Annotated in this window: 25 protein-coding genes; 11 read left to right on the top strand and 14 right to left on the bottom strand. The window is 60.1% G+C overall.

Annotation, left to right across the window (positions count from 1 at the left end; genetic code table 11):
- Positions 1 to 36: 36 nt before the first annotated feature.
- The 3 genes from KI613_RS20770 (at position 37) to KI613_RS20760 (ending at position 1765) form a co-directional block, all read left to right on the top strand.
- Positions 37 to 480 carry a hypothetical protein gene (locus tag KI613_RS20770; RefSeq protein WP_226403092.1) on the top strand — a complete coding sequence of 148 codons (444 nt, stop codon included), beginning with the start codon at positions 37 to 39 and terminating at the stop codon, positions 478 to 480.
- Between the two features lie 260 nt (positions 481 to 740).
- The gene (locus KI613_RS20765) at positions 741 to 1442 is read left to right on the top strand and encodes an AzlC family ABC transporter permease (protein ID WP_226403090.1); all 702 of its coding nucleotides are present in this window, start codon (positions 741 to 743) and stop codon (positions 1440 to 1442) included.
- A complete protein-coding gene (locus KI613_RS20760; RefSeq protein WP_226403088.1) occupies positions 1439 to 1765 on the top strand; it encodes an AzlD domain-containing protein in 327 nt (108 codons plus the stop codon). The genes KI613_RS20765 and KI613_RS20760 overlap by 4 nt, the downstream gene beginning before the upstream one ends.
- Positions 1766 to 1886: 121 nt before the next feature.
- Here KI613_RS20760 and ilvA read toward each other — a convergent pair whose 3' ends face one another.
- The gene (gene ilvA / locus KI613_RS20755) at positions 1887 to 3419 is read right to left on the bottom strand and encodes a threonine ammonia-lyase, biosynthetic (RefSeq protein WP_226403086.1); all 1533 of its coding nucleotides are present in this window, start codon (positions 3417 to 3419) and stop codon (positions 1887 to 1889) included.
- A gap of 38 nt (positions 3420 to 3457) precedes the next feature.
- Between ilvA and KI613_RS20750 the strand changes: the two genes are divergently transcribed.
- From KI613_RS20750 to KI613_RS20715, 8 genes are all read left to right on the top strand, one after another.
- The gene (locus tag KI613_RS20750) at positions 3458 to 3883 is read left to right on the top strand and encodes a YqaA family protein (protein ID WP_226403084.1); all 426 of its coding nucleotides are present in this window, start codon (positions 3458 to 3460) and stop codon (positions 3881 to 3883) included.
- Positions 3883 to 5232 carry a chromate efflux transporter gene (gene chrA / locus KI613_RS20745; protein ID WP_226403082.1) on the top strand — a complete coding sequence of 450 codons (1350 nt, stop codon included), beginning with the start codon at positions 3883 to 3885 and terminating at the stop codon, positions 5230 to 5232. The genes KI613_RS20750 and chrA overlap by 1 nt, the downstream gene beginning before the upstream one ends.
- A gap of 100 nt (positions 5233 to 5332) precedes the next feature.
- A complete protein-coding gene (locus KI613_RS20740) occupies positions 5333 to 9208 on the top strand; it encodes a DUF3683 domain-containing protein (RefSeq protein ID WP_226403080.1) in 3876 nt (1291 codons plus the stop codon).
- Positions 9209 to 9337: 129 nt separating this feature from the next.
- Positions 9338 to 9769: an HIT family protein gene (locus KI613_RS20735; RefSeq protein WP_226403078.1), complete on the top strand. Its 432-nt coding sequence runs from the start codon at positions 9338 to 9340 to the stop codon at positions 9767 to 9769.
- 11 nt (positions 9770 to 9780) lie between these two features.
- Complete coding sequence (locus KI613_RS20730) at positions 9781 to 11385, top strand: hypothetical protein (protein ID WP_226403076.1); 1605 nt, start codon at positions 9781 to 9783, stop codon at positions 11383 to 11385.
- Between the two features lie 62 nt (positions 11386 to 11447).
- Positions 11448 to 11867: a gamma-butyrobetaine hydroxylase-like domain-containing protein gene (locus KI613_RS20725; protein ID WP_226403075.1), complete on the top strand. Its 420-nt coding sequence runs from the start codon at positions 11448 to 11450 to the stop codon at positions 11865 to 11867.
- A 4-nt stretch (positions 11868 to 11871) separates the two neighbouring features.
- Entirely contained in the window at positions 11872 to 12609 is a 738-nt protein-coding gene (gene ubiE, locus KI613_RS20720; RefSeq protein WP_319004081.1) for a bifunctional demethylmenaquinone methyltransferase/2-methoxy-6-polyprenyl-1,4-benzoquinol methylase UbiE, read from the top strand.
- Positions 12610 to 12621: 12 nt separating this feature from the next.
- Entirely contained in the window at positions 12622 to 13191 is a 570-nt protein-coding gene (locus KI613_RS20715) for a ubiquinone biosynthesis accessory factor UbiJ (protein WP_226403073.1), read from the top strand.
- Positions 13192 to 13262: 71 nt separating this feature from the next.
- Here the strand turns inward: KI613_RS20715 and KI613_RS20710 are convergent, their stop codons facing one another.
- The 13 genes from KI613_RS20710 to mnmG all read right to left on the bottom strand — a co-directional run bounded on the left by KI613_RS20710 (position 13263) and on the right by mnmG (position 24400).
- Positions 13263 to 13688, bottom strand: coding sequence for a F0F1 ATP synthase subunit epsilon (locus tag KI613_RS20710; protein ID WP_226403071.1), 426 nt, complete (start codon positions 13686 to 13688; stop codon positions 13263 to 13265).
- Between the two features lie 27 nt (positions 13689 to 13715).
- Entirely contained in the window at positions 13716 to 15116 is a 1401-nt protein-coding gene (atpD, locus tag KI613_RS20705) for a F0F1 ATP synthase subunit beta (protein ID WP_226403069.1), read from the bottom strand.
- Positions 15117 to 15147: 31 nt separating this feature from the next.
- Positions 15148 to 16008 carry a F0F1 ATP synthase subunit gamma gene (atpG, locus tag KI613_RS20700; protein WP_226403067.1) on the bottom strand — a complete coding sequence of 287 codons (861 nt, stop codon included), beginning with the start codon at positions 16006 to 16008 and terminating at the stop codon, positions 15148 to 15150.
- 17 nt (positions 16009 to 16025) lie between these two features.
- Positions 16026 to 17564 carry a F0F1 ATP synthase subunit alpha gene (atpA, locus tag KI613_RS20695; RefSeq protein ID WP_226403066.1) on the bottom strand — a complete coding sequence of 513 codons (1539 nt, stop codon included), beginning with the start codon at positions 17562 to 17564 and terminating at the stop codon, positions 16026 to 16028.
- Between the two features lie 9 nt (positions 17565 to 17573).
- Positions 17574 to 18110: a F0F1 ATP synthase subunit delta gene (locus KI613_RS20690; RefSeq protein ID WP_226403064.1), complete on the bottom strand. Its 537-nt coding sequence runs from the start codon at positions 18108 to 18110 to the stop codon at positions 17574 to 17576.
- A gap of 3 nt (positions 18111 to 18113) precedes the next feature.
- Positions 18114 to 18584, bottom strand: a complete 471-nt coding sequence (locus KI613_RS20685) for a F0F1 ATP synthase subunit B (RefSeq protein WP_226403062.1) — start codon at positions 18582 to 18584, stop codon at positions 18114 to 18116.
- A gap of 37 nt (positions 18585 to 18621) precedes the next feature.
- Complete coding sequence (gene atpE, locus KI613_RS20680) at positions 18622 to 18885, bottom strand: F0F1 ATP synthase subunit C (protein ID WP_226403060.1); 264 nt, start codon at positions 18883 to 18885, stop codon at positions 18622 to 18624.
- A 67-nt stretch (positions 18886 to 18952) separates the two neighbouring features.
- A complete protein-coding gene (atpB, locus tag KI613_RS20675) occupies positions 18953 to 19753 on the bottom strand; it encodes a F0F1 ATP synthase subunit A (RefSeq protein ID WP_226403052.1) in 801 nt (266 codons plus the stop codon).
- A gap of 16 nt (positions 19754 to 19769) precedes the next feature.
- Positions 19770 to 20126 (bottom strand): ATP synthase subunit I, encoded by a 357-nt coding sequence (locus KI613_RS20670; RefSeq protein ID WP_226403050.1) that lies wholly within the window; start codon positions 20124 to 20126, stop codon positions 19770 to 19772.
- 119 nt (positions 20127 to 20245) lie between these two features.
- Positions 20246 to 21100 carry a ParB/RepB/Spo0J family partition protein gene (locus tag KI613_RS20665; protein ID WP_226403048.1) on the bottom strand — a complete coding sequence of 285 codons (855 nt, stop codon included), beginning with the start codon at positions 21098 to 21100 and terminating at the stop codon, positions 20246 to 20248.
- A complete protein-coding gene (locus KI613_RS20660) occupies positions 21097 to 21858 on the bottom strand; it encodes a ParA family protein (protein WP_226403046.1) in 762 nt (253 codons plus the stop codon). Before KI613_RS20660 ends, KI613_RS20665 begins: the two co-directional genes overlap by 4 nt.
- Complete coding sequence (rsmG, locus tag KI613_RS20655) at positions 21855 to 22472, bottom strand: 16S rRNA (guanine(527)-N(7))-methyltransferase RsmG (protein WP_226403044.1); 618 nt, start codon at positions 22470 to 22472, stop codon at positions 21855 to 21857. The genes KI613_RS20660 and rsmG overlap by 4 nt, the downstream gene beginning before the upstream one ends.
- Positions 22469 to 24400 (bottom strand): tRNA uridine-5-carboxymethylaminomethyl(34) synthesis enzyme MnmG, encoded by a 1932-nt coding sequence (gene mnmG, locus KI613_RS20650; RefSeq protein ID WP_226403042.1) that lies wholly within the window; start codon positions 24398 to 24400, stop codon positions 22469 to 22471. The genes rsmG and mnmG overlap by 4 nt, the downstream gene beginning before the upstream one ends.
- Positions 24401 to 24497 lie beyond the last annotated feature (97 nt).

The raw sequence follows: 24497 nt of genomic DNA, 5'->3' as shown, positions 1-24497 counted from the left end.
GCTTGCCGGGTGACCCGGGCCGAAAGGAGTCCAGACATGCGCATTCTCCTCGCCACTGTTTTTTCTGCTTGTATGTTTGGCCAGGCGCAGGCAGCGCCCTCGGCCTACGACCTCTACCTGCTCGCTTGCGATGGCCAGACCGATTGCCACCGCGTTGCGACGCTGGTGCTCGGTGCTGATGGGCAAAAGAACGACTACCCTACCCCCGGCGTCAATGTCCGGATTGACCAGCTATCGACCTTGCCTGCAGGCGCCGTGATCCGCATGGCCCTCACGCTCAACCCGGCACAGCTTGACGCTGCCGGCAACCCGGCCGGTCGCGGCAAAGGCGGCTTGGTCAGCATCGAAGTCGATTCGACCATCCTGCGCCAGGATTACTACAGCCCGCTCGTCGTTTTCTCGACCACCGGCAAGGTCTATCAACTCTGGGGGCGGCAGGTCGGCACCCCGGGGGCGGCGAAGAGTCTGGCACTGCGTTAGAAAAAGCGGCCTTTTCGCTGGTCAGCAGGCTGAGGTTGACGAGCGCTCCGGATTCCGTGGTCAACCGGATATTTTCGCCAAAATTGAAATGGCCGGGGGCGGCTTGCGGCGAACGGCCAAGAGGAGTTTCGCGAGCCGCCTTGTCCGTTCGTGGTGAGTAGGCGCGGCGAGCCGTATCGAAGCAACCTGGCTGGTGGCGTGAACGGCAGCCGTTCGATGGATTAGCATGGCGGCTTCCTTGAACCACCCTGCCCGCCGAGATGGCTGACCATTCACCCCGTGCCGAATTTCTCGGCGGTGTTCGCGCCGAGTTGCCCTTGCTGCTCGGCGTGGTGCCATTCGGGCTGATTTTCGGGGTGCTCGGACTGGCCGTGGGCATGCCGGGATGGGCGGTGGTGTTGAGTTCGTCGCTGGTTTTTGGCGGCTCGTCGCAGGTCGTGTGTGCCCAGCTGTGGGGCGGTGGGACGCCGCCGCCGGTCATGGTGGCGACGGTGGGCGTGGTCAATCTGCGTCACCTGCTGTACAGCGCAGCGGTGGCGGATTATTTGCGCGATTTGCCGTGGCGCCGGAAGCTGTTGCTGGCCTATCTGCTGACCGACGAGGCTTTCGCCGCAGCTATCGGCCGCCTGCGCGACGGGCCGGCGACGGCGCATCGCCATTTCTTTTTGCTCGGAACGGGCTTCACGTTGTGGGCTGGCTGGCAGGTGGCTACGCTGGGCGGGGTGCTGCTCGGGGCGGCGATTCCTGAGCACTGGTCGCTGGATTTTTCAATTGCGCTGACTTTTATCGCGCTGCTCGTGCTCTCGGTACATCGGCGCAGCGATGCCTGGGCGGCGATTGCGGCAGCGGCTGTGGTGCTGCCGGCGCTGGCCTTGCCGCACAAGCTGGGCCTGCTGGTGGCGGCCGGGGTGGGCATTGCTTTCGGTTTGTTCATGTGCCGCTTTGACCGGAAAAAGCCATGAGCACGACGGTGCTGCTGCTGACCATGGCGGCCTGCGGGCTGGTGACTTTCCTGATCCGGCTGTCGTTCATCGCCTTTGGCCACCATCTGCCGGACGATCCGCGCATTTCGGCCGTCCTGCGCTACGTGCCGCCGGCCATCCTCGGTGCCCTGATCGCGCCGGAGATTTTCATGGTCGGCGGCAGCCTGAGCTCCACGCCAGACAACCCCCGGCTGTGGGCGGCGCTGGTCGCCTTGCTGGTCGCCCGTCTGACGCGCAACGTGCTGGCGACGATTGCGGCGGGGATGGTGGCGTTGTGGGCGATTCAGGTTTGCTTGGGCTGAACGCAGCGCGGGCTATATTTCAAATTTGCCCGTTTTTTACGTTTCACGTAGGAAACCTGGTTGACCGCAGGAAACTGGTAGGTGCCTTGTCGAAGTTACCTACCGATTTCGAAAATGACAGTTAGCCCAAAAACAGCTTGTAAGCCGGGTTCTGGCTTTCGTCCCAATGCGCGTAGCCGAGCTTGGTCAGGAATTCTTTGAATTTCCCCATGTCGCCCGGCGGCACCTGCATGCCGACCAGCACGCGGCCGTAGTCGGCGCCGTGGTTGCGGTAGTGGAAGAGGCTGATGTTCCAGCCGGCGCTCATCTGGGCCAGGAAATTCATCAGGGCGCCCGGCTTTTCTGGGAATTCGAAGCGGTAGAGCAGTTCGTGCAGACCCTTTTCGCAGACCGCCGCGGCGTGGCCGCCGACCATGTGACGGATATGGTTCTTGGCCATTTCGTCGTCGGTCAGGTCGAGCGTCGGGTAGCCGTGCTTTTGCAGGCTGTCGACCAGTTTGAGCGATTCCTTGCGGTCGGCGACCTGGACACCGACGAAGACGTGGGCTTCGCTGGCCGTGTGGTAGCGGTAGTTGAATTCGGTGACGTTGCGCTTGCCGATCAGGGCCAGGAATTTCTTGTAGGCGCCCGGCTTCTCGGGCAGCGTGACGGCGAAGACGGCCTCGCGCTGCTCGCCGAATTCGGCGCGCTCGGCGACGAAGCGCAGGCGGTCGAAGTTCATGTTGGCGCCGGAGGTGACGGCGATCAGGTTCTTGTCCTTGAGCTTGTGCTGGCGGGCGTATTCCTTGGCGCCGGCAACGGCCAGTGCCCCGGCCGGTTCAAGAATCGAGCGGGTGTCCTCGAAAACGTCCTTGATGGCGGCGCAGATGGCATCGGTGTCGACGAGGATGACTTCGTCGAGGTATTCCTTGCACAGGCGGAAGGTTTCCTCGCCGACGAACTTGACGGCGGTGCCGTCGGCAAACAGGCCGACCTGATCAAGGCGAACGCGCTTGCCGGCAGCCAGCGACTGCTTCATCGCGTCGGCGTCGAAGGTTTCAACGCCGATGACCTTGATTTCCGGACGCAGGCGCTTGATGTAGGCAGCCACGCCGGCGGCCAGTCCGCCGCCGCCAATGGCGCAGAAGACGGCGGTGATCGGCCCGTTATGGCGCGAGTGCTGACGGAGGATTTCCATTGCCACGGTGCCCTGTCCGGCGATCACTTCGGGATCGTCGAAGGGATGAACGAAGGTCAGCTTTTCGGTTTTTTCAAGCTCGACAGCGTGGGCGTAGGCTTCGTCGAATGAATCGCCGTGCAGCACGACTTCGCCACCGCGCGACCTGACGGCATCGATCTTGATGCCCGGCGTCGAGGTCGGCATGACGATGACGGCGCGGCAACCCAACTTCTTGGCCGACAGGGCGACGCCTTGGGCGTGGTTGCCGGCCGAGGCGCAGATGACGCCGCGCTTGAGTTTTTCCGCCGAGAGGCTGGCGATCTTGTTGTAGGCGCCGCGCAACTTGAAGGAGAAGACCGGCTGCATGTCCTCGCGCTTCAGAATGATCTTGTTGCCGACCCGGGCGGAAAGGTTGCTGGCCAGGTCGAGCGGCGTTTCGACGGCCACGTCATAAACCTGTGCGTTGAGAACTTTTTCGAGATAATCCGGGTGCATTGGGCGCAACTCATTAAGGCAAAAGGGAGATTCTACGGGTGGAGTGGCTAAACGTCACGGCGGAAAGCGGGCTTTGGGGCCTGCTGGCGGCCAGTTTTCTCTCTGCAACGGTGCTGCCCGGCGGCTCGGAGGCGCTGTTGTGGGGCTTTTTGCACCTGCATCCGGCTGAATACGGAGCGGCGTTGACGCTTGCCACGCTAGGCAACACGGCCGGCGGCATGACATCCTGGTGGTGTGGCCGTTACTTGCCACGTTGGCAGAAACTGGAAAATATGCCGCATCGCGATAAGCTGGAGCGCTGGGGCAGCCCCACGCTGCTGCTCGCCTGGGCGCCATTGATCGGCGATGCGTTGTGTCTTGCTGCTGGCTGGCTGCGCTTACACTGGCTGCCCTGCTGTCTGTTCATGGCTATTGGCAAGTTCGCGCGCTACTGGCTGGTCGCCCAAACTGCCGTGAGTTCCTGATGCCCGATTTTCTGCCGTCCGCCAAAATCTCTTTCTGGGAAGCCTTCCGTTTCTGGCTCAAGCTTGGTTTCATCAGCTTCGGCGGCCCGGCCGGGCAGATCGCGATGATGCATCAGGAACTGGTCGACAAGCGCCGCTGGCTGTCGGAAGGCCGTTTCCTGCACGCCCTCAATTACTGCATGGTGCTGCCCGGGCCGGAGGCGCAGCAGCTGGCGACCTACATCGGCTGGCTCATGCACCGGACCCGGGGCGGCATCGTCGCCGGCGTGCTGTTCGTGCTGCCTTCGCTGTTCATCCTCATTGCGCTATCGTGGATCTACATCGCCTACGGCAACACGACGCTGGTTGCCGGGCTGTTTTTCGGCATCAAGCCGGCGGTCACCGCCATTGTGCTCCAGGCAGCGTGGCGTATTGGCTCGCGGGCGCTAAAGAGCAAGCTGCTGTGGGCGATTGCCGGGGCGGCTTTCGTCGCCATTTTCGCTTTCGGCACGCCGTTTCCGGCCATCGTCGTCGCCGCCGGCCTGATTGGTTATGTCGGCGGGCGACGAAAGCCGGTTCAGGCTCAATCCCACGGTCAACCGGAAAAAAACGCCAAAATCAAAATGCCTGCGCTCATCGACGACGATACGCCGACGCCCGACCACGCCCTTTTCCGCTGGTCGCGCCTGCTCACTGTGGCCGTCATTGGCGCCCTGCTCTGGGCCGTGCCGATGGGCCTGCTCACCGCCACGCTCGGCTGGGATCACACGCTGACCCAGATGGGCTGGTTCTTTACCAAGGCGGCCTTGCTCACTTTCGGCGGCGCCTACGCCGTGCTGCCCTACGTCTATCAGGGCGCCGTGACGCATTTCGGCTGGCTGACGCCAACCCAGATGATCGATGGCCTGGCGCTCGGCGAAACGACGCCGGGGCCGCTGATCATGGTCGTCGCCTTCGTCGGTTTCGTCGGCGGCTACCAGACGGCGCAGATGCAGGCGCTGGTCGGGCCGGACAACCTGTTTCTGGCCGGCGCATTGGCGGCCAGTCTGGTCACCTGGTTCACCTTCCTGCCCTCCTTCGTCTTCATCCTGCTCGGCGGGCCGCTCGTTGAGACGACGCATGGCAACCTCAACTTCACTGCGCCGCTGACGGCGATTACGGCCGCCGTCGTCGGTGTAATTCTCAACCTGGCGCTGTTTTTCGCCTATCACGTGCTGTGGCCGCACGGTTTTGCCGGCGCTTTCGATGGCATTTCGGCCCTTATTGCCCTGCTCGCCGCCTTCGCCCTCTTCCGCTATCAGCAGAGCGTCATGCGGGTTATCGCGGCCAGTGCGCTGCTCGGGCTATTGCTCAAGATGGGCGGCGTTTAAGCAAGCTGAACCTTTGAGTCGCGGTGCACGTCTACCTGTCCCCGCGTGCTGCCCCGCAATACGCTAAAATTCCTCTTTTGACGGACCACCGGCTGCTCCCATGACCGCCCGCTTGCGCGAAATACCTTACAACTACACCTCGTTTTCCGATCGCGAGATCGTTATCCGCCTGCTCGGCGCCGACAACTGGGCGGTGCTCGACGAGCTCCGTTCCGAGCGCGTCACCGGCCGTTCGGCACGCATGCTCTACGAGGTGCTGGGCGACATCTGGGTCGTGCAGCGCAACCCGTATCTCGAAGACGACCTGCTCGACAATCGCGAACGGCGCGATGCGCTGGTCAACGCCCTGCACCACCGGCTCAACGAGGTCGAAAAGCGGCGCGAAGCGACCGAAGGCGAGGACGTCGAACGGGCGGCCAAGGTCAAACGCTTGGTCGATGCGGCGCGCATCGCGGTCAACCGCTTTGCCGAACGTTTTGGCGAAACCTGGGATCTGCGCCGCAAGGTCACGCGCATCCTGAGCAAGCACACGCGCAAGGACAACATCGCTTTCGACGGCCTGGCCCGCGTTTCGCACGTCACCGATGCGACCGACTGGCGTGTCGAATACCCCTTCGTCGTCCTCAATCCGGACACCGAAGAGGAAATTGGTCACCTCGTCCGTGGTTGTATTGAAGCCGGCCTGACCATCATCGCCCGCGGCGGCGGTACCGGCTACACCGGCGGCGCCGTGCCGCTGACGCCCTACGCGGCGGTCATCAACACCGAAAAGCTCATCGACATCGGCCCGGTCGAAGAACTGGTACTGGCCGGTCATGAGACGCCCTACGCCACCATCCGCACCGGCGCCGGCGTCGTCACCGAGCGGGTTTCCGAAGCTGCCTCGCTGGCTGGCCGCGTCTTCGCGGTCGATCCGACCTCGGCTAGCGCTTCCTGCATCGGCGGCAATATCGCCATGAATGCCGGCGGCAAGAAGGCCGTGCTGTGGGGCACCGCGCTCGACAACCTGGCCTGGTGGAAGATGGTCGACCCGGATGGCAACTGGCTGGAAGTTGAGCGGGTCAATCACAACTACGGCAAGATCCACGAACAGGAAAACGTCGAATTCCGCCTCAAGCGCTTCGACCCGAGCGGCAAAAAACTGCTCGGCGAGGAAATCCTGACCATGCCGGGCGCCGCCTGCCGCAAGATCGGGCTGGGCAAGGATGTCACCGACAAGTTCCTCGGTGGCATTCCCGGTGTCCAGAAGGAAGGTACCGACGGCATCATCGTTGCCGCCCGCTGGGTGCTGCACAAGATGCCGCCGATCTCGCGCACCGTTTGCCTGGAGTTTTTCGGCCAGGTCCGCGAAGCCGTACCGGCCATCGTTGAAATTACCGATTACTTCAAGCCGGGCGGTGCCGGGCATGCGGCCGGCGTTCAGCTGGCCGGTCTCGAGCACCTCGACGAGCGTTACGTAAAAGCTGTCGGCTACGCCACCAAGGCCAAGCGCCATGGTCGGCCGAAGATGGTCCTGATCGGCGATCTCGTCGGTCACGACGAAAATGCCGTGATGGCCGCCGCCTCCGAAGTCGTCCGTATGTGCAACCTGCGTGCCGCCGAGGGCTTCATCGCGGTCAACGCCGAAACGCGCAAGAAATTCTGGCTCGACCGTTCGCGCACCGCCGCCATTTCCCGCCACACCAACGCCTTCAAGCTCAACGAAGACGTGGTCATCCCGCTGCCGCGCATGGGTGATTACTGCGATGGCATCGAGCGCATCAACATCGAGCTGTCGACGCAGAACAAGCTGGCCCTGTGCGACGCGCTTTCCGAATTCCTCAGGGGCGACCTGCCGCTGCATCGCGGCGATACAACGCTCGATACCGATGTCCTGATCGGCGACCGCCGGCAGGCGGCAATCGATTACGTCGAAGCCGTGCGTTTGCGCTGGGAATGGCTGCTCGAAAACCTCGACCTGCCGCTGGCCGAAGCCGAATCGCGCTTCGCGTCTTATGGCGTGGTGGCCGGCGAGCTGACCAACCGGGCCGAAAACCCGACACTGTTCCACCGCCTGCAGGATTACTCGGTGCGCACGTCGTGGAAGCAGGAACTGCATGCCCGACTGGCCAAGATTTTCGACGGCGGCGTCTATCGCCCGATCATCGAACGCATCGAAGCCATCCACAAGGAAGTCCTGCGCGGCCGCGTCTTCGTCGCCCTGCACATGCACGCCGGCGATGGCAACGTGCATACCAACCTGCCGGTCAATTCCGACAATTACGAGATGCTGCAGACGGCCTACAAAGCGGTCGAACGCATCATGCACATCGCCCGCGGGCTGGATGGCGTGATTTCCGGTGAGCACGGTATCGGCATCACCAAGCTCGAATTCCTGACCGAAGAAGAACTCGGCCCCTTCCGCGCCTACAAGCAGAAGGTCGACCCGGAAGGCCGCTTCAACAAGGGCAAGCTGATGCCCGGCGGCGATCTCGGCAATGCCTACACGCCGTCGTTCAACCTGCTCGGCACCGAGTCGCTGATCATGGAACAGTCCGAAATCGGCAAGATTTCCGACATGGTTAAAGACTGCCTGCGTTGCGGCAAGTGCAAGCCGGTCTGCTCAACGCACGTGCCGCGGGCCAACCTGCTCTACTCGCCGCGCAACAAGATTCTGGCTACCTCGCTGCTGGTCGAAGCTTTCCTCTACGAAGAACAGACCCGGCGCGGCATTTCGCTCAAGCATTTCGACGAATTCAATGATGTTGCCGACCATTGCACGGTCTGCCATCGTTGCGTCAAGCCTTGCCCGGTCGACATCGATTTCGGCGATGTTTCCGTTGCCATGCGCAATTTCCTGCGCAAGCAGGAAAAAAAGCGCTTCAGCCCGGGTACCTTCGCGGCGATGACTTACCTGAACCTCAAAGATCCGGCGACCATCAAGCTCATGCGTTTCGGCATGATGGATTTTGGTTTCAAGGCTCAGCGTCTGGCCCACAAGGCGGCGAAGGCGCTTGGCTTCGTCCAGGACAGCCGCAAACATCCACCGGCGACGGTTGGCGCGCCGACCGTCAAGACGCAGATCATTCACTTTCTCAACCGCCCGATGCCGGGCAACCTGCCCAAACGTACCTCGCGTGCCCTGCTCGACATTGAGGACGACAAGGTCATCCCGGTCATCCGGAACCCGCGCAAGACGACCGAGGAATCGGATGCCGTCTTCTATTTTCCGGGTTGCGGCTCCGAGCGCCTGTTCTCGCAGGTCGGTCTGGCGACGCAGGCGATGCTCTACGAAACCGGCGCCACCACCGTGCTGCCGCCGGGCTACCTGTGCTGTGGCTACCCGCAGACCGCCTCGGGTGACGAAGACAAGGGCCAGAAGATCACGACGGACAACCGCGTGCTCTTCCACCGCGTCGCCAATACGCTCAACTATCTCGACATCAAGACGGTGATCGTTTCCTGCGGTACCTGCATGGATCAGCTGCAGAAATACCAGTTCGAGAAGATATTCCCCGGCTGCCGCTTGCTCGACATCCACGAGTACCTGATGGAAAAGGGCGTCAAGCTGGAAGGGGTCGAAGGGACGCGCTACATGTATCACGACCCTTGCCACACGCCGATGAAAGTCTATGCGCCGCTCGCCGTGACCAAGTCGCTGATGGGTCAGGAAGTGCCGCTGACCGACCGCTGCTGCGGCGATGCCGGCTCCTTCGCCTATTCCCGGCCGGATGTCGCGACGCAGGTCAAGTTCCGCAAACAGGAAGAAATCGAAAGCGGTGCCGCCAAGCTGCGCGCTGACGGTTTCACGGGTGACGTCAAGATTCTGACTTCCTGCCCGGCCTGTCTGCAGGGCCTCTCCCGTTACGACGATGACGCCGGCACCAAGGCCGATTACATCGTCGTCGAGTTGGCCAAGCATCTGCTCGGCGAAAACTGGATGGCGGATTACGTCGGCAAGGCCAATACGGGCGGGATTGAGCGGGTTCTTCTTTGATTTTTGCCCGTTTTTTACGTTTCACATAGTAAACCCGGTTGACCGTGAAATAGCAGGTTCTTTTGCGGTCGCGGCTTGTGATATTTCTTCTTCGGTGTAATCCTTCGCGGATATCCGGAGCGAGATGGCATGGGTAACGATACTCAGTCCTGTGATTTGTGCATAAACCCCGGCGGGGCCATTCTCTGGCAGTCGGCGCTTTGCCGCGTCGTCAGGGTGGACGATCCGCATTACCCGTGTTTCTGCCGCGTCATCTGGAACGATCATGTGCGCGAGATGAGCGACCTGGCGGCAAATCATCAACTCCTGCTGATGCGCGTCGTTTTTGCTGTCGAATCAGTTGTTCGCCAATTATTCAATCCGGATAAAATCAATCTGGCGAGTTTCGGCAACATGGTTCCGCATGTCCATTGGCACGTTATCCCGCGTTGGCAGGATGACAGGCATTTTCCGGAACCGGTGTGGGGAAGCGTCCGGCGGGAAGGCAAGGCGCCAAGGCCTGTGGTTAGCGACGAGGCCCTGGCCCAAGCGGTGTCGGTAGCGCTGGCAAATATCGAATAAGGCTGGGGATCATGAACACAACCGCCGTTGAAGTGCCCGTAATCTCAGATCAGCAAGGCGGGATGAACTATCTCTCCCAGTTGTCGCTGGCCAACCCGATTGTCGCCGAGCGACAGCTGATGAACTTCATCGACTCGCTGCTCATGGCGCCACCCGATTCCGGCGTCCTGCTCGCCCTGCTCGAACAGGCACGGGCGCCGATGTGCTTCGTCGAGGAGGAAATGGCCCGGCGTTATCACAACAGGGCACTGCCCCTCGCTGGCGAAGAAGAGTCCTATTTCCAGCAGGTAGTGACCGCCTGGCGCAAGATGGGCAAGGCCTACGCGCTGTGCGCCCAACGTAAGGAGCCGGATTCGGAGAATGCGCAATACCTCTCCATGATGGCCACCATTCTGCATCGCTGCCTGTATTACACAGGCATGGTCATCCTCGAGCACTACCGCGCGCGCCGCGATTTGCCGCCCGGTATCTGGCTGGACTTGCACGGTTTTTACGAAACGGCCGAGGAGTGGGGCATCGCCTACACGCCGGTCGAGGATGCCCTCGAGAACAGCCTGCAAGCCACCCATTGTGCCGCGGCTTACACGACGCTGCTCCTTATCGACATCGCCAGCCCCTACAGCAACAGCGTGCGCAACCTCAACCTGATCCGGCGCTGGGCCGGCATGTGGGCGCCGCTGGTCTCCATTCACAAGCTGGAAGATGACCTCGAGGTTCCGGCCTACGTCATCGAACTCATGAAGGATGCGCCGCTGCACCCAACGGCAGTCGCCGACGAGCCATCTGCCGACACGCGGCGGCTCGATACTGCACGGCTGGGCCTGCAGATCAATCACATGCTGAGCCAGCTTCGGCAGCGCATCACGCCATCGCAGCTTGGTCTCGGTGAGGAAACCAGCGGCCATGTGATCGGCCTGCTCGATCACCTTTCCCGGCCCTGGACGCAGTCAGCCTCACCTCGCCGCTTTCGCCGTTTTGCCACCGAGGGCATCGCCAGGGTGGCAGTCGGTTTCGAGGCGATCCACTTTTGCATCACTGGCAAGGAGTTCGAACAGCCCGATTCTGCCGCCGCCTTCTCGCGCGGAGAATTCGACCAGTTGTTCACCTTCGGGGAGCGTGTCGATTCCGATCAGACGCCCGCCATCAAGCCGCTGATCAGCTATCCGATCGACGAATGGTCGGTCATCAACCATTCGGCAAACGGCTTTCGCCTGGGGCGTAGCTGCGCCGGCATGCGCATATCGCACGGCCAGCTCATGGTGGTCTGTCCGCACGATGGCGATCATTTTTTGCTGGTCCAGGCGACCTGGCTCATGCAGGAAGATGACGGCGGATTGATCGTCGGTGTGGCCACCCTGCCCGGCATGCCGACCGGTATCGCTGTGCGGGTTGCGACGATGAAGGCCGGCAACAACGAGCGCTTTGTTCGCGCCTTTCTGCTGCCGCCGGTGCCGGCCATCAAGGAAGAGGGATCAATTGTCCTGCCGCCCGGGATGTATCAGGCGAGCCGGATACTGGATGTCTCTTCCGGGGAGGAAACGCCATGGCAACTGCGGATGAACCATATTCTTCAGCGTGGCACCGATTACGACCGTATCAGCTATCAGGTGATTTGACCTATCCCGGCATCGCCCGGCGATGAGTGCGCTAAACTAGCGCCCTCATTCTGGAGAAAACTATGGCTGGTATTGATCGAGACACCCCGATACCGAGCGAAATCAAGCTGCACCAAAAATCCCGACGGCTGGAGCTGATCTACGCCGAAGGTGAAAGCTACGCGCTGGATTTCGAATATCTGCGGGTCTATACCCCTTCCGCCGAGGCGCGCGGTCATGGCCCTGGCCAGGAAACCCTGCAAACGGGAAAGCGCAACGTTGATATCGAGCGGATCGAACCCGTCGGCACCTATGCCCTGCGCCTTGTCTTCTCTGACGGTCATGACAGCGGTCTCTATTCGTGGGACATGCTCTACAACCTGGGCAAGCATCATGACGAACTGTGGCAAGAATACCTGACGCAAATCGAAAAACAGGGGCTGTCACGCGATATCGACACATCATCACGTCCGGCCGCCGGAAGCTGCGGCCATCATCACTGAAATCATGAACAACGATAAAACCCATTTTGGCTACGAAACCGTCGCTGAGCAGGAGAAGGCCCGGCGCGTTGCCGATGTATTCGATTCGGTCGCCAGTCGTTATGACCTGATGAACGATCTCATGTCGGGTGGCATGCACCGGTTGTGGAAAGTCTTCACCATCCAGCGTAGCGGTGTTCGCGAAGGCTCACGCGTACTCGACGTGGCTGGCGGTACCGGCGACCTGTCGCTGGCCTTCGCCAAGCGCGTCGGTAAAAGCGGCCAAGTCTGGCTGACCGACATCAACAATGCGATGCTTGCCCGTGGCCGTGACCGCCTGCTCGACAAGGGCTACATGCTGCCGGTGGCGCAGTGTGATGCGGAGAAGCTCCCCTTCCCTGACGACTGGTTCGATTGCGTCACCGTCGCCTTCGGCCTGCGCAACATGACCCACAAGGATGCCGCGCTGGCCGAAATGCGCCGCGTCCTGCGCCCAGGTGGCCGCTTGCTGGTACTCGAGTTCTCACAGGTCTGGAAGCCGCTGGCACCGCTCTATGATTTCTATTCATTTAAAGTGATCCCGCGCGTCGGCCAGTTGGTAACAAACGACTCCGACAGCTATCGTTATCTCTCTGAGTCCATTCGGGTCCATCCCGGGCAGGAGGAGCTGAAAACCATGATGGAACAGGTTGGCCTGGAAAAAGTCGAGTACTTCAATCTCGCCCTCGGCGTTGTCGCCCTGCATCGCGGGTTCAAGTTCTAGATTTTGTATTTAATGGACGTGCTCACTCCTCTGGCCATTCGAGCCCTGAATCATGTGATCCAGGGTGAGAGTTGGGCTCAAGCACGGTTAATGGCCCACTCAGGGGCACAGGTATTGATTGCGTCCGGCCCTTTTGTGCTCAGGTTGGGTATTGATGAGCGTGGCCTATTTCATGCGGGTGACCGTGCGCTTGAGCCCGATGTGAGTATCACTTTGCCATCCGACGTACCGGCCCGTTTGTTATTTGACCGCGACTCATTGTTCTCGTCAGTAAAACTTGGCGGCTCAGCCGATATTGCCGAGAGCCTCGCATTTGTTTTGCGTAATTTGCATTGGGATGCCGAGGCCGACCTGGCTCTGTTACTTGGCGACATTCCTGCCCGTCGTCTTGCCCGCTTCACTCAAGCGATGGCTGCGGCAATGCAGCAGGCCATCGCCAGAGTCGCCGACAACATCTCCGAATATGCGATCGAAGAGGCGGGAATGTTGACCGCAAGTCGGGACTTGGCTGAATTTGGCAGCGCCGTAACTTGTTTGCGGGATGACATCGCGCGACTGGAAAAACGGATTTCCCGACTGTAAGCGTTTTGCGGCGAATAGAAATAGAAAAAGGCAGCCAGTGGGCTGCCTTTTTTGTTCCGGAGTCCCGGACTTTAGTGCGTGTGCTTGCGCAGACGCTGGATAGCTTGCAACTGGGCAACCGCTTGCGCCAGTTCTGCTTCAGCAGTGGCGTAATCCATCTCGGCATTCCGATTGGCGAGAGCTTCTTCGGCATGCTTCTTGGCTTCCAGTGCCTTGGCTTCGTCCAGATCGTGCGCACGAATCGCCGTATCAGCCAACACGGTAATCATGTCGGGCTGAACTTCCAGCATGCCACCGGAAACATACACCAGTTCGAACTCGCTTTGATTCGGCACCTTCAGACGAATGGTGCCGGGCTTGATGCGGGTCAGAAGCGGTGTGTGCCGCGGCAGAATACCGAGTTCCCCGGCTTCGCCGGGAAACACGGCGATTTCCACCAAACCGGAGAAAATCGATTCTTCAGCACTGACGACATCACAATGAACAGTCATAGCCATTACTAGCTCCTATGCGACGTTGTGTAATTACAGCGTCTTGGCCTTTTCGAGGACTTCCTCGATACCGCCCACCATGTAGAAGGCTTGTTCCGGCAGATGATCGTACTCGCCAGCGCAAATGCCCTTGAAGCCCTTGATCGTTTCCTTGAGGGAAACAAACTTGCCCGGCGAGCCGGTGAAGACTTCAGCCACGTGGAACGGCTGGGACAGGAAACGCTGAATCTTACGAGCGCGGGACACAGCAAGCTTGTCTTCCGGTGACAGTTCGTCCATACCCAGAATCGCGATGATGTCACGCAGTTCCTTGTAGCGTTGCAGATTCATCTGCACGGCACGGGCAACGGCGTAATGCTCTTCACCGACGACCTGCGGGTCGAGCTGGCGGGAGGTGGAGTCGAGCGGATCGACGGCCGGGTAGATACCCAGCGAAGCGATGTCACGCGACAGCACGACTGTGGAGTCCAAGTGCAGGAAGGTGGTAGCCGGGGACGGGTCGGTCAAGTCATCGGCAGGCACGTAAACGGCCTGGATGGAGGTGATCGAGCCAACCTTGGTCGAGGTAATACGCTCTTGCAGACGGCCCATTTCTTCAGCCAGCGTCGGCTGATAGCCCACAGCGGAAGGCATACGGCCGAGCAGTGCGGAAACTTCCGTACCAGCCAGCGTGTAGCGATAGATGTTGTCGACGAAGAACAGGATGTCGCGACCATCATCACGGAAACGTTCGGCCATGGTCAGGCCGGTCAGGGCGACGCGCAGACGGTTGCCCGGCGGCTCGTTCATCTGACCGAACACCATCGCGACCTTGTCGAGAACGTTGGAGTCCTTCATTTCGTGATAGAAGTCGTTACCTTCGCGGGTACGCTCACCGACGCCAGCAAACACGGACAAGCCGGCATGCTGTTTGGCGATGTTGTTGATCAGTTCCATCATGTTGACGGTCTTGCCAACGCCGGCGCCACCGAACAGACCGACCTTGCCGCCCTTGGCGAACGGGCAGATCAGGTCGATAACCTTGATACCGGTTTCCAGCAGATCAACAGAAGACGACAGTTCGTCGAACTTCGGTGCCATCTGGTGAATTTCACGCAGCTCATTGGAGTCGATCGGACCAGCTTCGTCGATCGGGCGACCAAGCACGTCCATGATGCGACCGAGGGTGCCCATACCGACGGGCACGGAAATGCCGGCGCCGGTATTGTTCACTTTCATGCCGCGACGCAGACCGTCGGACGAACCCATGGCGATGGTACGAACGACGCCGTCACCGAGTTGTTGTTGTACTTCGAAGGTCAGGCCGTCTTCTGCCATGCCGTTTGCTTCAGAAGCATCCAGCTTGAGGGCGTCGTAGACCTTCGGCATCGCGTCGCGCGGGAAGTGGATGTCCACAACGGCGCCGATGCACTGAACGATTGAACCTTGACTCATATTCAAATCCCCAAAAATAAAAATCTACGCGTCACACCGCGGCGGCGCCGCTGACGATTTCCGAAAGTTCCTTGGTAATCGCAGCCTGACGGGCCTTGTTGTAAACCAGCTTCAAGTCGCCGATAACGGTCTTGGCGTTGTCCGATGCCGACTTCATGGCAACCATCCGGGCGGATTGCTCGGAGGCCATGTTTTCAGCGACGGCCTGATAAATCAAAGCTTCGACATAACGGATCAGCAGATCGTCGATCACAGCCTTGGCATCGGGTTCGTAGACGTAATCCCATTTGTGCGAAGCGGTACCGACTGTAGTGCTGGACAGCGGAAGCAGCTGTTCAAATACCGGCTCCTGCTTCATCGTATTGATGAAGCGGGTATAGCCGATATACAACGCGTCGATCTCGCCCTTCATGTAGGAATCAAGTTGAACCTTGACCGCCCCAATCAGTTTTTCCAGATGGGGCGTATCGCCCAATCCGGTTACGTGCGAGACAACTTTCGCGCCAGCGCGCTGCATGAAGCCGAGACCTTTGTTGCCGATGCAAGTGGCCTGAATTTTATTGCCCTTGGACTCAAACGCTTTCATTTTGGTCACAGCCAAACGAAGAAGGTTGGAGTTCAGACCGCCGCACAGCCCTTTGTCCGAAGTGATCAGAATCATGCCGACAGCGGCTTGTTCACGATTCACCAGGAAAGGGTGACGGTATTCGGTCAGAGCATGAGACAGGTTACCTGCTACGCGCCGGATCTTCTCGCCATAGGGACGGGCAGCCCGCATCCGGTCCTGCGCCTTGCGCATTTTGGATGCGGCCACCATCTCCATGGCCTTGGTGATCTTGCGCGTGTTTTCGACGCTCTTGATCTTGTTGCGAATTTCCTTGCCGCTAGCCATGTAATTCTCCTAGCTAATCAGGCCCAGCTGCTCTTGAAAGCAACAATGCCAGCGGCAAGTTGCTTCTCGGAATCGGCGCTCAGGTCGGCTGTGGACTCCATCGTGTTCATGAGGTCAGCACAGTTGGCTTTCAGATAACCAATCATGGCCTTTTCGCATTCCAGGGCTCGCTTGACTTCGACATCATCGAAGTAGCCCTTGTCCGCTGCATACAGCGTGACGGCCATTTCGGAGATGCTCATCGGCGAGTACTGGGGCTGCTTCATCAGCTCGGTAACCAGACGGCCACGCTCCAGCTGCTTGCGGGTCGCTTCGTCGAGGTCGGAAGCAAATTGCGCAAAAGCGGCCAGTTCGCGGTACTGAGCCAGAGCCAGACGGACACCGCCACCGAGCTTTTTGATCAGCTTGGTCTGGGCAGCGCCACCGACGCGGGACACGGAAATACCGGCGTTGATAGCAGGACGGATACCCGCGTTGAACAGGTCGGTTTCGAGGAAGATCTGACCGTCAGTAATGGAGATCACGTTGGTCGGAACGAAAGCGGAAACGTCACCGGCTTGCGTTTCGATGACTGGCAGAGCGGTCAGAGAACCGGTCTTGCCCTTGATTTCGCCATTGGTGACCTTCTCGACCCAGGCTTCAGAAACGCGAGCAGCGCGTTCGAGCAGACGGGAGTGGAGATAGAACACGTCGCCCGGATAAGCTTCACGGCCCGGCGGACGGCGCAGCAGCAGGGAAACCTGACGGTAGCCCCAAGCCTGCTTGGTCAAGTCATCATAAACAATCAGTGCATCTTCACCGGTGTCGCGGAAGTACTCGCCCATCGTGCAGCCGGCATACGGTGCAAGATATTGCAGTGCGGCGGATTCCGAAGCAGGAGCGGCGACAACGATGGTGTATTCCATCGCGCCATGCTCTTCGAGCTTGCGAACGACGTTGGCGATGGTGGAAGCCTTCTGGCCGATAGCGACATAAACGCAGAAAAGGTTCTTGCCCTTCTGGTTGATGATGGCGTCGACGGCGACGGCGGTCTTGCCAGTTTGACGGTCACCAATGATCAGCTCGCGCTGACCACGGCCAACCGGCACCATGGAGTCCACACACTTCAGACCGGTTTGCACCGGCTGGGAAACCGACTTACGCCAAATAACGCCGGGCGCAACCTTTTCCAGCTTGTCGGTCAGCTTGGCGTTGATCGGGCCCTTGCCGTCGATCGGTTGACCGAGGGAATTGACGACGCGGCCGAGCAATTCGCGGCCGACGGGAACTTCCAGAATGCGACCAGTGGTCTTGACCACGTCGCCTTCGGAAATGTGTTCGTATGCACCAAGAACCACGGCACCGACGGAATCACGCTCAAGGTTGAGCGCCATGCCAAAGGTGTTGCCGGGGAATTCCAGCATTTCGCCCTGCATAACATCTTGCAGGCCGTGCACACGGCAGATACCGTCGGTGACGGATACTACGGTGCCCTGCGTGCGCACTTCCGATGCGCCTTGCAGGTTCTGGATCTTGCTCTTGATCAGTTCAGAAATTTCGGAAGGATTCAACTGCATGAAATTCTCCTAGTTGTTCAGCGCCGTAGCCATGGCGTCGAGCTTGCCGCGGACTGAAGCATCCAGCATCTGGTCGCCAACGATTACCTTGATGCCACCAATCAGGGTCGGATCAACCGACACGGAAGTCTCGAGCCTGGTCTTGAAGACCGTTTCGAGTTGGGGCACCAGGGCTTTCACCTGGTTGTCGTCAATCGGGAAAGCCGAAATGATTTCGGCTTGCTTGGTGCCTTCCTCGGCGCGCTTGTAGGTTTCGTACAAGCCGGCGATTTCCGGCAACAGTCCCAGACGGTCATTGTTGGACAGCAGCTGGATGAAGTTCGCCAGCTCCGCATCTACCGCCGTACCGCAGGCAGACCGGAAGAGGTCGACCAGTTGCGGGGCCGCCACGTTGGGATCACCGATAGCCGAACGGACATCGGGACTGGCAGCCACCTGGGCGAGCGTTGCAGCTTGCTCGGCCCACTTGGCCAGATTGCCGCTTTCCTTGGCTGCCCGGAACAGGGCTTCGGCGTAAGGGCGGGCGATAGTGACGGATTCAGCCATTGCTTACAGGTCCTGTTTCAGGGCGACCAGCATGTCGGCATGCGCGGACGCGTTGATTTCCTTGCGCAGGATCTTCTCGGCACCAGCAACCGCCAGTTCGGCGACGCGCTCACGCAAAGCTTGCTTGGCGCGTTCGACTTCCTGATCGATTTCGGCTTTGGCGCCGGCGACGACCTTATCGGCCTCAACCTTGGCGGTGCCCTTGGCTTCTTCGACGATCTGTTGCGCACGCTTTTCGGCTTGAGCGATGAGGTCCGAGGATTTCTCCTTGGCTTCCCGCAACGCGTCAGCGGAACGCTTGGCAGCGAGTTCTTGCTCGTGCTTGCCACGTTCAGCTGCAGCCAGGCCATCAGCGATCTGTGCTTGGCGGTCTGCCATCGCTTTTTGCAGCGGCGGCCAGACGAACTTCATCGTGATCCAGATGAAGAGACCAAACCAGATTGCCTGGCCAATCAGTGTAGCGTTGATATTCACGCTAACCTCCTGGTTATAAGGGTTTCAGGGGCGCGGATTAGTGCGACAGCAGAGCCAGGAACGGATTTGCGAAGAGCAGGAACAGAGCGATACCAACACCGATCATGGTCACAGCGTCGAGCAGACCGGCGACGATGAACATCTTGACTTGCAGCGTGGGGATCATTTCCGGCTGGCGGGCAGCGCCTTCCAGGAAGCGGCCACCCAGAATACCAAAGCCAATGGCGGTACCCAGAGCACCGGCGCCGATCAGGATGGCTACAGCGATAGCGGTGTTGGAGAGGACGGTTGCGAGTTCCATGTTTACTCCTCAGTAAGGTAGGTTTAGTGCGGGGTTAAAGTAAAAACTACGAAAAACTACAGGAAACTTAGTGCGACTCTGCGGCCATCGACATGTACACGATGGTCAGCATCATGAACACGAAAGCTTGCAGGGTAATAATCAGGATGTGGAACAGTTCCCAAGGCAATGCCAGTGGCAACTGGTAGATGCCGAGCAGCGCGATCAGGATGAAGACCATTTCGCCCGCGTACATGTTGCCGAAGAGTCGCAGGGACAACGAGATCGGCCTGGCGATTTCTTCAACGATACGGAACAGGAGGTTGATCGGAGCCAGTTTGAGACCAAACGGGACCGCGAACACTTCGTGCATGAAGTGACCGAAACCCTTGACCTTGAGGCCCATGACGATCGATATAACGAACACGGTGAGCGACATGGCGAATGTCAGGTTGGGGTCGGTGGTCGGAACAAACTTGAAAGGCAGGTGATGATTGCCGGTGGCAGCTTGCAGCGCGGTTGGCAGGAAATCGACCGGAATCAAGTCCATGGCGTTCATGACGAACACCCAGACAAAAATGGTAATGGCCAGCGGAGTGACCAAAGCGCTCTTGCCATGGAAGGTGTCGCGCACTTGCTGGTCGACCAGGCCGACCACCATTTCGACAAAGTTCTGGCCGCCTGACGGGACACCTGCGGTGGCCTTGCTTGCCAGCATGGCCATCAGGCCGAAAACCACCAAACCCAGAATGCCGGAAACCAGCAGGGTGTCGAGGTGGAAAGTCCAGAAACCGGTACAGACGCCATCTACCTTAGCGCTGTCAGCACAGACAGCCAGATTGGTGAGGTGGTGTTGAATGTAACCGGTGGTGCCGCCTTCTGCGCTCATGTTTTCTCCAGTCAGCCTAGCGTTGCTTCAGCAGTGCCATCCAGTAGATGACGAAGGTTGATGCGTATCCAAGGAAGAGCGGCAGAACCGCCACATCCTTGTACCCTAAAAACACTAGCGCAAAGCCGACGAGAGTGAGCAGAAACTTGAACCCCTCTCCGGCGGCTTGCGCCCGATATGCCTTGACCGGGTCAGCGTCCGAACTCATTCGCAAGGCTCTCAGGACGTACCCGAGATTGGCGATGAATCCGATTGATCCCCCGATCAGAACCGAGACTGCCGCATTTGTGCTGACAAACAAACCGGCCGCAATGGCCAGTATGGTTGTTAGCGCCGCCTGGCGACTGAGTATCCAGCTTACCTGCGGATGCAAGACATGCCTCGATCAATAACCGTGAGAGTGTAACGGAGTCTTATAGATGAGTCAATTTCCGCAGTGCAAAAATTGAGGGTTTTCCCGTACTTTCTGTGGGTTACGATTAGTGACATTGCTTATGCATGAAGCCGCGATATGAGACCGTCAAGCTGGTCGAGACTGGAAAATTCGATGGTGACCTTGCCGGCCCCTTTTTTGTTGGAGCGTATGGCGACGTTGGCGCCCAGTCCATCGGACAGGCGTTCCTGCAGGCTCAGCAGATCGCGGTCGATGGTTTTTTCCGGCGCATGCTTGGGTGGATTCAATAGTTGCTGGACCAGCCGTTCTGTTTCGCGGACCGAAAGGCCCTTCTGCACGACGCGTTGAGCAACGCCAACCTGCTGGCCGCTGGAAATTGGCAGCAGGGCGCGGGCGTGGCCCATGTCGATCTGGCCGGTCATCAGCAATTCCTGAACCGGGGCAGTCAGTTGCAACAAACGTAGTAGATTGGTGGCGGCCGGACGGGAGCGGCCAACGGCATCGGCAGCCTGCTGGTGGGTCAGACCGAATTCATCGATCAGGCGTTGCAGGCCCTGAGCTTCTTCGAGCGGGTTGAGGTTTTCGCGCTGGATGTTTTCGATGAGCGCCATGGCCAGCGCCTGCTCGTCGGGAATGCTGCGAACCAGAACCGGTACTTCGCTCAGGCCGGCCAGCTGTGAGGCGCGCCAACGGCGTTCGCCGGCGACGATTTCGTAGCGCTCGGCGCCGGGCGTGTTGTTGACGGCGCGCACGAGAATCGGCTGCATGACGCCCTGGGCCTTGATCGATGCAGCGAGTTCAGCCAGCGAGTCCTGGTCCATGTGAGTACGCGGCTGGTACTTGCCGGGTTTCAGGCGTTCGACCGGCAGGTTGCGCAGTTCGTCTTCGGCCTTGGCGTCGCTGCCGGAAAGCAGTGCGTCGAGGCCGCGGCCGAGTCCTTTCATCTTGATCATTGGGCGACCCTTTCAAGAATTTCCTGGGCGAGTGCGGAATAGGCTTGCGCACCCTTGGAGTTTTTGTCGAAGGCGATGACCGGCTTGCCGTAGGACGGGGCTTCGGCGAGGCGAACGTTGCGCGGCACGATGGTCTTGTAGACCTTGTCGCCGAAGTGGCTTTCGAGTTCGTTGGAGACTTGTTGGGTCAGCGTGCTCTGGCTGTTGTACATGGTGCGCAACAGGCCCTCGATTTCAAGGCGCGAATTCAGATGATGGCGAACCTTGCGCAAGGTTTCGACGAGATCGGACAGGCCTTCGAGCGCGTAGTACTCGCACTGCATCGGAATGAGCACCGAATCGGCGGCGACCAGCGCATTGACGGTCAGCATGTTGAGAGCCGGTGGGCAGTCGATGAGTACGAAATCGTATTCAGCGTGGTTTTGCGCCAGGGCATTTTTCAGGCGGTATTCGCGCTGGTCGAGCTCGATCATTTCGACTTCGGCGCCGGCCAGTTCGCGGTTGGCGGGCAGGATGTCGAAGTCGAAAGCAGTCGCGATGCAGACTTCGAGCAGCGTCGCGGCGCCAATCAACAACTGATAAACGGTGGGCAGCGCTTCTTTCTTGGTGATACCGGCGCCGGTCGTCGCGTTGCCCTGCGGATCCATGTCGATGAGCAGGACGCGCTTGCCCTCGGCGGCCAGCGACGCCGCCAGATTGACTGCGGTGGTCGTCTTGCCGACGCCACCTTTCTGGTTGGTTATGGCGAGTACTTTCATGACCCGGCTTTCAGAATGATCAAATGTCGTTCGGCATCCAGCCCGGGTACGCTGAGCGGGATGATTGATTCAACCGTGATGTCGGCCGGCAGGGCCTTGAGTTCGTCGTCCGGTCGCACCCCTTTCATGGCCAGCCAGCGTCCGTTCGGGGCGAGCAGGTGGCGGGTCAGGCTGATGAAAAGGCCGATTTCGGCAAAGGCGCGCGAGCTGATCTGGGCATATTGTCCCTGCATTTCTTCAACCCGGGCGTGGTGCACCGTAACATTCCTGAGTGCCAGTTCGATGGCCGCTTGCTGCAGGAAGGTGGTTTTCTTTTGCACGGTGTCGACCATGCTGACCGAGAGGTTGGGCCGGGCGATGGCCAGCGGGATGCCGGGCAGGCCGCCGCCACTGCCGACGTCGAGCAGATTGCCGTCGCCGACATGCGGCAGGATGGCCAGCGAATCGAGAAGATGATGCGAAATGGCCTGGGCCGGATCGCGCAGGGCAGTCAGGTTGTAAGTCTTGTTCCACTTGAGCAACAGGTCGCGGAAGGCGAGCAGCTTGCTCTGCGCCTCGGCTGGAAGCGTGATGTCCAGGGCGGCCAGGCCGCTGGCGAGGGCGTTCTGACTCATGCGGCTTGCGACAGGTTGTGGCGCTTGAGGTGAATGAGCAGCAGCGAAACAGCAGCTGGCGTGATGCCCTGAATGCGCGAGGCCTGGCCGATGGTCTGCGGCTTGTGTTGATTGAGCTTCTGCTTGACCTCGTTGGACAGGCCGGCGACCGTGGCGTAATCGAGATCGCTCGGCAGCGCGGTGTTTTCGTAGCTGGCCGACTTGGCGACTTCCTCGGCCTGACGGTCGATGTAGCCCTGATACTTGGCGGAGATTTCGAGTTGCTCGATAACCGCCGGGTCCATTTCAATTTTGGGCAAATTTTCCGGTTGACCGTGAGATTCGGCTTCGCCGCCGGTTTCGTTAATCGGCAGGGTGATGAGCGCTGCGTAGGACACCTCGGGCCGGCGCAGCAGTTCGAACAGGTTGTATTCGTGTTCGATTGGCTTGCCTAGTACGCGGATGCAATCTTCGGCCGGCGTCAGCTTGGGATTGACCCAGGTTGATTTGAGGCGTTCCTGTTCGGCGGCGATGGCATCGCGTTTCTGGCAGAAGGCGGTCCAGCGGATATCGTCGACCAGGCCGAGGGCGCGGCCCTGTTCGGTCAGGCGCAAATCGGCGTTGTCTTCACGCAGGCTCAGGCGATATTCGGCGCGGCTCGTGAACATCCGGTAAGGGTCGGAGACGCCGCGCGTGATCAGGTCGTCGACCAGCACGCCGAGGTAGGCTTCGTTGCGTTTCGGGCACCAGCCGGCTTCGTCGCGCACGTAGCGCACGGCGTTGATGCCAGCGAGCAGGCCCTGCGCGGCGGCTTCTTCGTAGCCGGTCGTGCCATTGATCTGGCCGGCGAAGAACAGGCCGTTGATGGCCTTCGATTCGAGCGTGTCCTTGAGGCCGCGCGGGTCGTAGAAATCGTACTCAATGGCGTAGCCGGGGCGCAGGATGTGCACGTTCTCCATGCCACGGATCGAGCGGACCAGCGCCAGCTGGATGTCGAAAGGCAAGCTGGTGGACACCCCGTTCGGGTAGATCTCGTGCGTTGTCAGGCCCTCCGGTTCGAGGAAGACGTTGTGCTGATTCTTGTCGGCGAAGCGGTGGATCTTGTCTTCGATCGACGGGCAGTAGCGCGGGCCGACACCTTCGATGACGCCGGTGTACATCGGCGAACGGTCCAGCCCGCTGCGGATGATGTCGTGCGTGCGTTCGTTGGTCTCGGTGATCCAGCACGGCAACTGACGCGGATGCTGGGCGGCATTGCCGAGGAAGGAGAAGACCGGCATCGGGTCGTCCGAATGCTGTTCTTCCATCACCGAAAAATCGATGGTCTTGCCGTCCAGGCGCGGCGGCGTGCCGGTTTTCAGGCGACCTTGCGGTAGCTGCAATTCTTTCAGGCGGGCAGCCAGCGAATTCGACGGCGGATCGCCCATGCGGCCGCCGGTGTAGTTCTCCAGCCCGACGTGGATCTTGCCGTTGAGGAACGTGCCGGCGGTCAGTACGACGGCGCCGGCCATGAACCGGATGCCAAGCTGCGTCACCGCGCCAGCCACGCGGTCACCTTCAACGATCAGGTCGTCGCAGGCCTCGGCAAAGATGGTCAAATTGGCCTGATTTTCCAGTCGACCGCGGATCGCCTGCTTGTACAGCACGCGATCGGCCTGGGCGCGGGTGGCACGCACGGCCGGGCCTTTCGAGGCGTTCAGGATACGGAACTGGATGCCGGCCTCGTCGGTCGCCGCCGCCATCGCCCCACCCAGCGCATCGACCTCGCGGACCAGATGGCCCTTGCCGATGCCGCCGATCGACGGGTTGCAGCTCATCGCGCCGAGCGTATCCAGATTGTGCGTGAGCAGCAGCGTGTTCGCCCCCGCCCGGGCTGCGGCAAGCGCAGCCTCGGTGCCGGCGTGACCGCCGCCGACGACGATGACATCGAAACGGGTGGGATAGAGCATGAGTTTGGCTTTGTTGCAGCGCAATAGCGGACTGCGGATTTTACTTCAGGGCGCTGAAATATCACAGGTTTTTGCCGATTCCTTGCCCTGTCCGGTG

It is taken from the genome of Ferribacterium limneticum, from assembly GCF_020510585.1.
In the GTDB taxonomy this organism is placed as follows: domain Bacteria; phylum Pseudomonadota; class Gammaproteobacteria; order Burkholderiales; family Rhodocyclaceae; genus Azonexus.
Note: the sequence above shows the minus strand (reverse complement) of the source record. Positions and strands in the feature narration are given on the sequence as shown.

Bases quoted from the DNA above. Each gene is read 5' to 3' on its own strand.
- KI613_RS20770 (WP_226403092.1), top strand. From the start codon at position 37: ATGCGCATTCTCCTCGCCACTGTTTTTTCTGCTTGTATGTTTGGCCAG.
- KI613_RS20765 (WP_226403090.1), top strand. From the start codon at position 741: ATGGCTGACCATTCACCCCGTGCCGAATTTCTCGGCGGTGTTCGCGCC.
- KI613_RS20760 (WP_226403088.1), top strand. From the start codon at position 1,439: ATGAGCACGACGGTGCTGCTGCTGACCATGGCGGCCTGCGGGCTGGTG.
- ilvA (WP_226403086.1), bottom strand. From the start codon at position 3,419: ATGCACCCGGATTATCTCGAAAAAGTTCTCAACGCACAGGTTTATGAC.
- chrA (WP_226403082.1), top strand. From the start codon at position 3,883: ATGCCCGATTTTCTGCCGTCCGCCAAAATCTCTTTCTGGGAAGCCTTC.
- KI613_RS20740 (WP_226403080.1), top strand. From the start codon at position 5,333: ATGACCGCCCGCTTGCGCGAAATACCTTACAACTACACCTCGTTTTCC.
- KI613_RS20735 (WP_226403078.1), top strand. From the start codon at position 9,338: ATGGGTAACGATACTCAGTCCTGTGATTTGTGCATAAACCCCGGCGGG.
- KI613_RS20730 (WP_226403076.1), top strand. From the start codon at position 9,781: ATGAACACAACCGCCGTTGAAGTGCCCGTAATCTCAGATCAGCAAGGC.
- KI613_RS20725 (WP_226403075.1), top strand. From the start codon at position 11,448: ATGGCTGGTATTGATCGAGACACCCCGATACCGAGCGAAATCAAGCTG.
- ubiE (WP_319004081.1), top strand. From the start codon at position 11,872: ATGAACAACGATAAAACCCATTTTGGCTACGAAACCGTCGCTGAGCAG.
- KI613_RS20715 (WP_226403073.1), top strand. From the start codon at position 12,622: ATGGACGTGCTCACTCCTCTGGCCATTCGAGCCCTGAATCATGTGATC.
- KI613_RS20710 (WP_226403071.1), bottom strand. From the start codon at position 13,688: ATGGCTATGACTGTTCATTGTGATGTCGTCAGTGCTGAAGAATCGATT.
- atpD (WP_226403069.1), bottom strand. From the start codon at position 15,116: ATGAGTCAAGGTTCAATCGTTCAGTGCATCGGCGCCGTTGTGGACATC.
- atpG (WP_226403067.1), bottom strand. From the start codon at position 16,008: ATGGCTAGCGGCAAGGAAATTCGCAACAAGATCAAGAGCGTCGAAAAC.
- atpA (WP_226403066.1), bottom strand. From the start codon at position 17,564: ATGCAGTTGAATCCTTCCGAAATTTCTGAACTGATCAAGAGCAAGATC.
- KI613_RS20690 (WP_226403064.1), bottom strand. From the start codon at position 18,110: ATGGCTGAATCCGTCACTATCGCCCGCCCTTACGCCGAAGCCCTGTTC.
- atpE (WP_226403060.1), bottom strand. From the start codon at position 18,885: ATGGAACTCGCAACCGTCCTCTCCAACACCGCTATCGCTGTAGCCATC.
- atpB (WP_226403052.1), bottom strand. From the start codon at position 19,753: ATGAGCGCAGAAGGCGGCACCACCGGTTACATTCAACACCACCTCACC.
- KI613_RS20665 (WP_226403048.1), bottom strand. From the start codon at position 21,100: ATGATCAAGATGAAAGGACTCGGCCGCGGCCTCGACGCACTGCTTTCC.
- KI613_RS20660 (WP_226403046.1), bottom strand. From the start codon at position 21,858: ATGAAAGTACTCGCCATAACCAACCAGAAAGGTGGCGTCGGCAAGACG.
- rsmG (WP_226403044.1), bottom strand. From the start codon at position 22,472: ATGAGTCAGAACGCCCTCGCCAGCGGCCTGGCCGCCCTGGACATCACG.
- mnmG (WP_226403042.1), bottom strand. From the start codon at position 24,400: ATGCTCTATCCCACCCGTTTCGATGTCATCGTCGTCGGCGGCGGTCAC.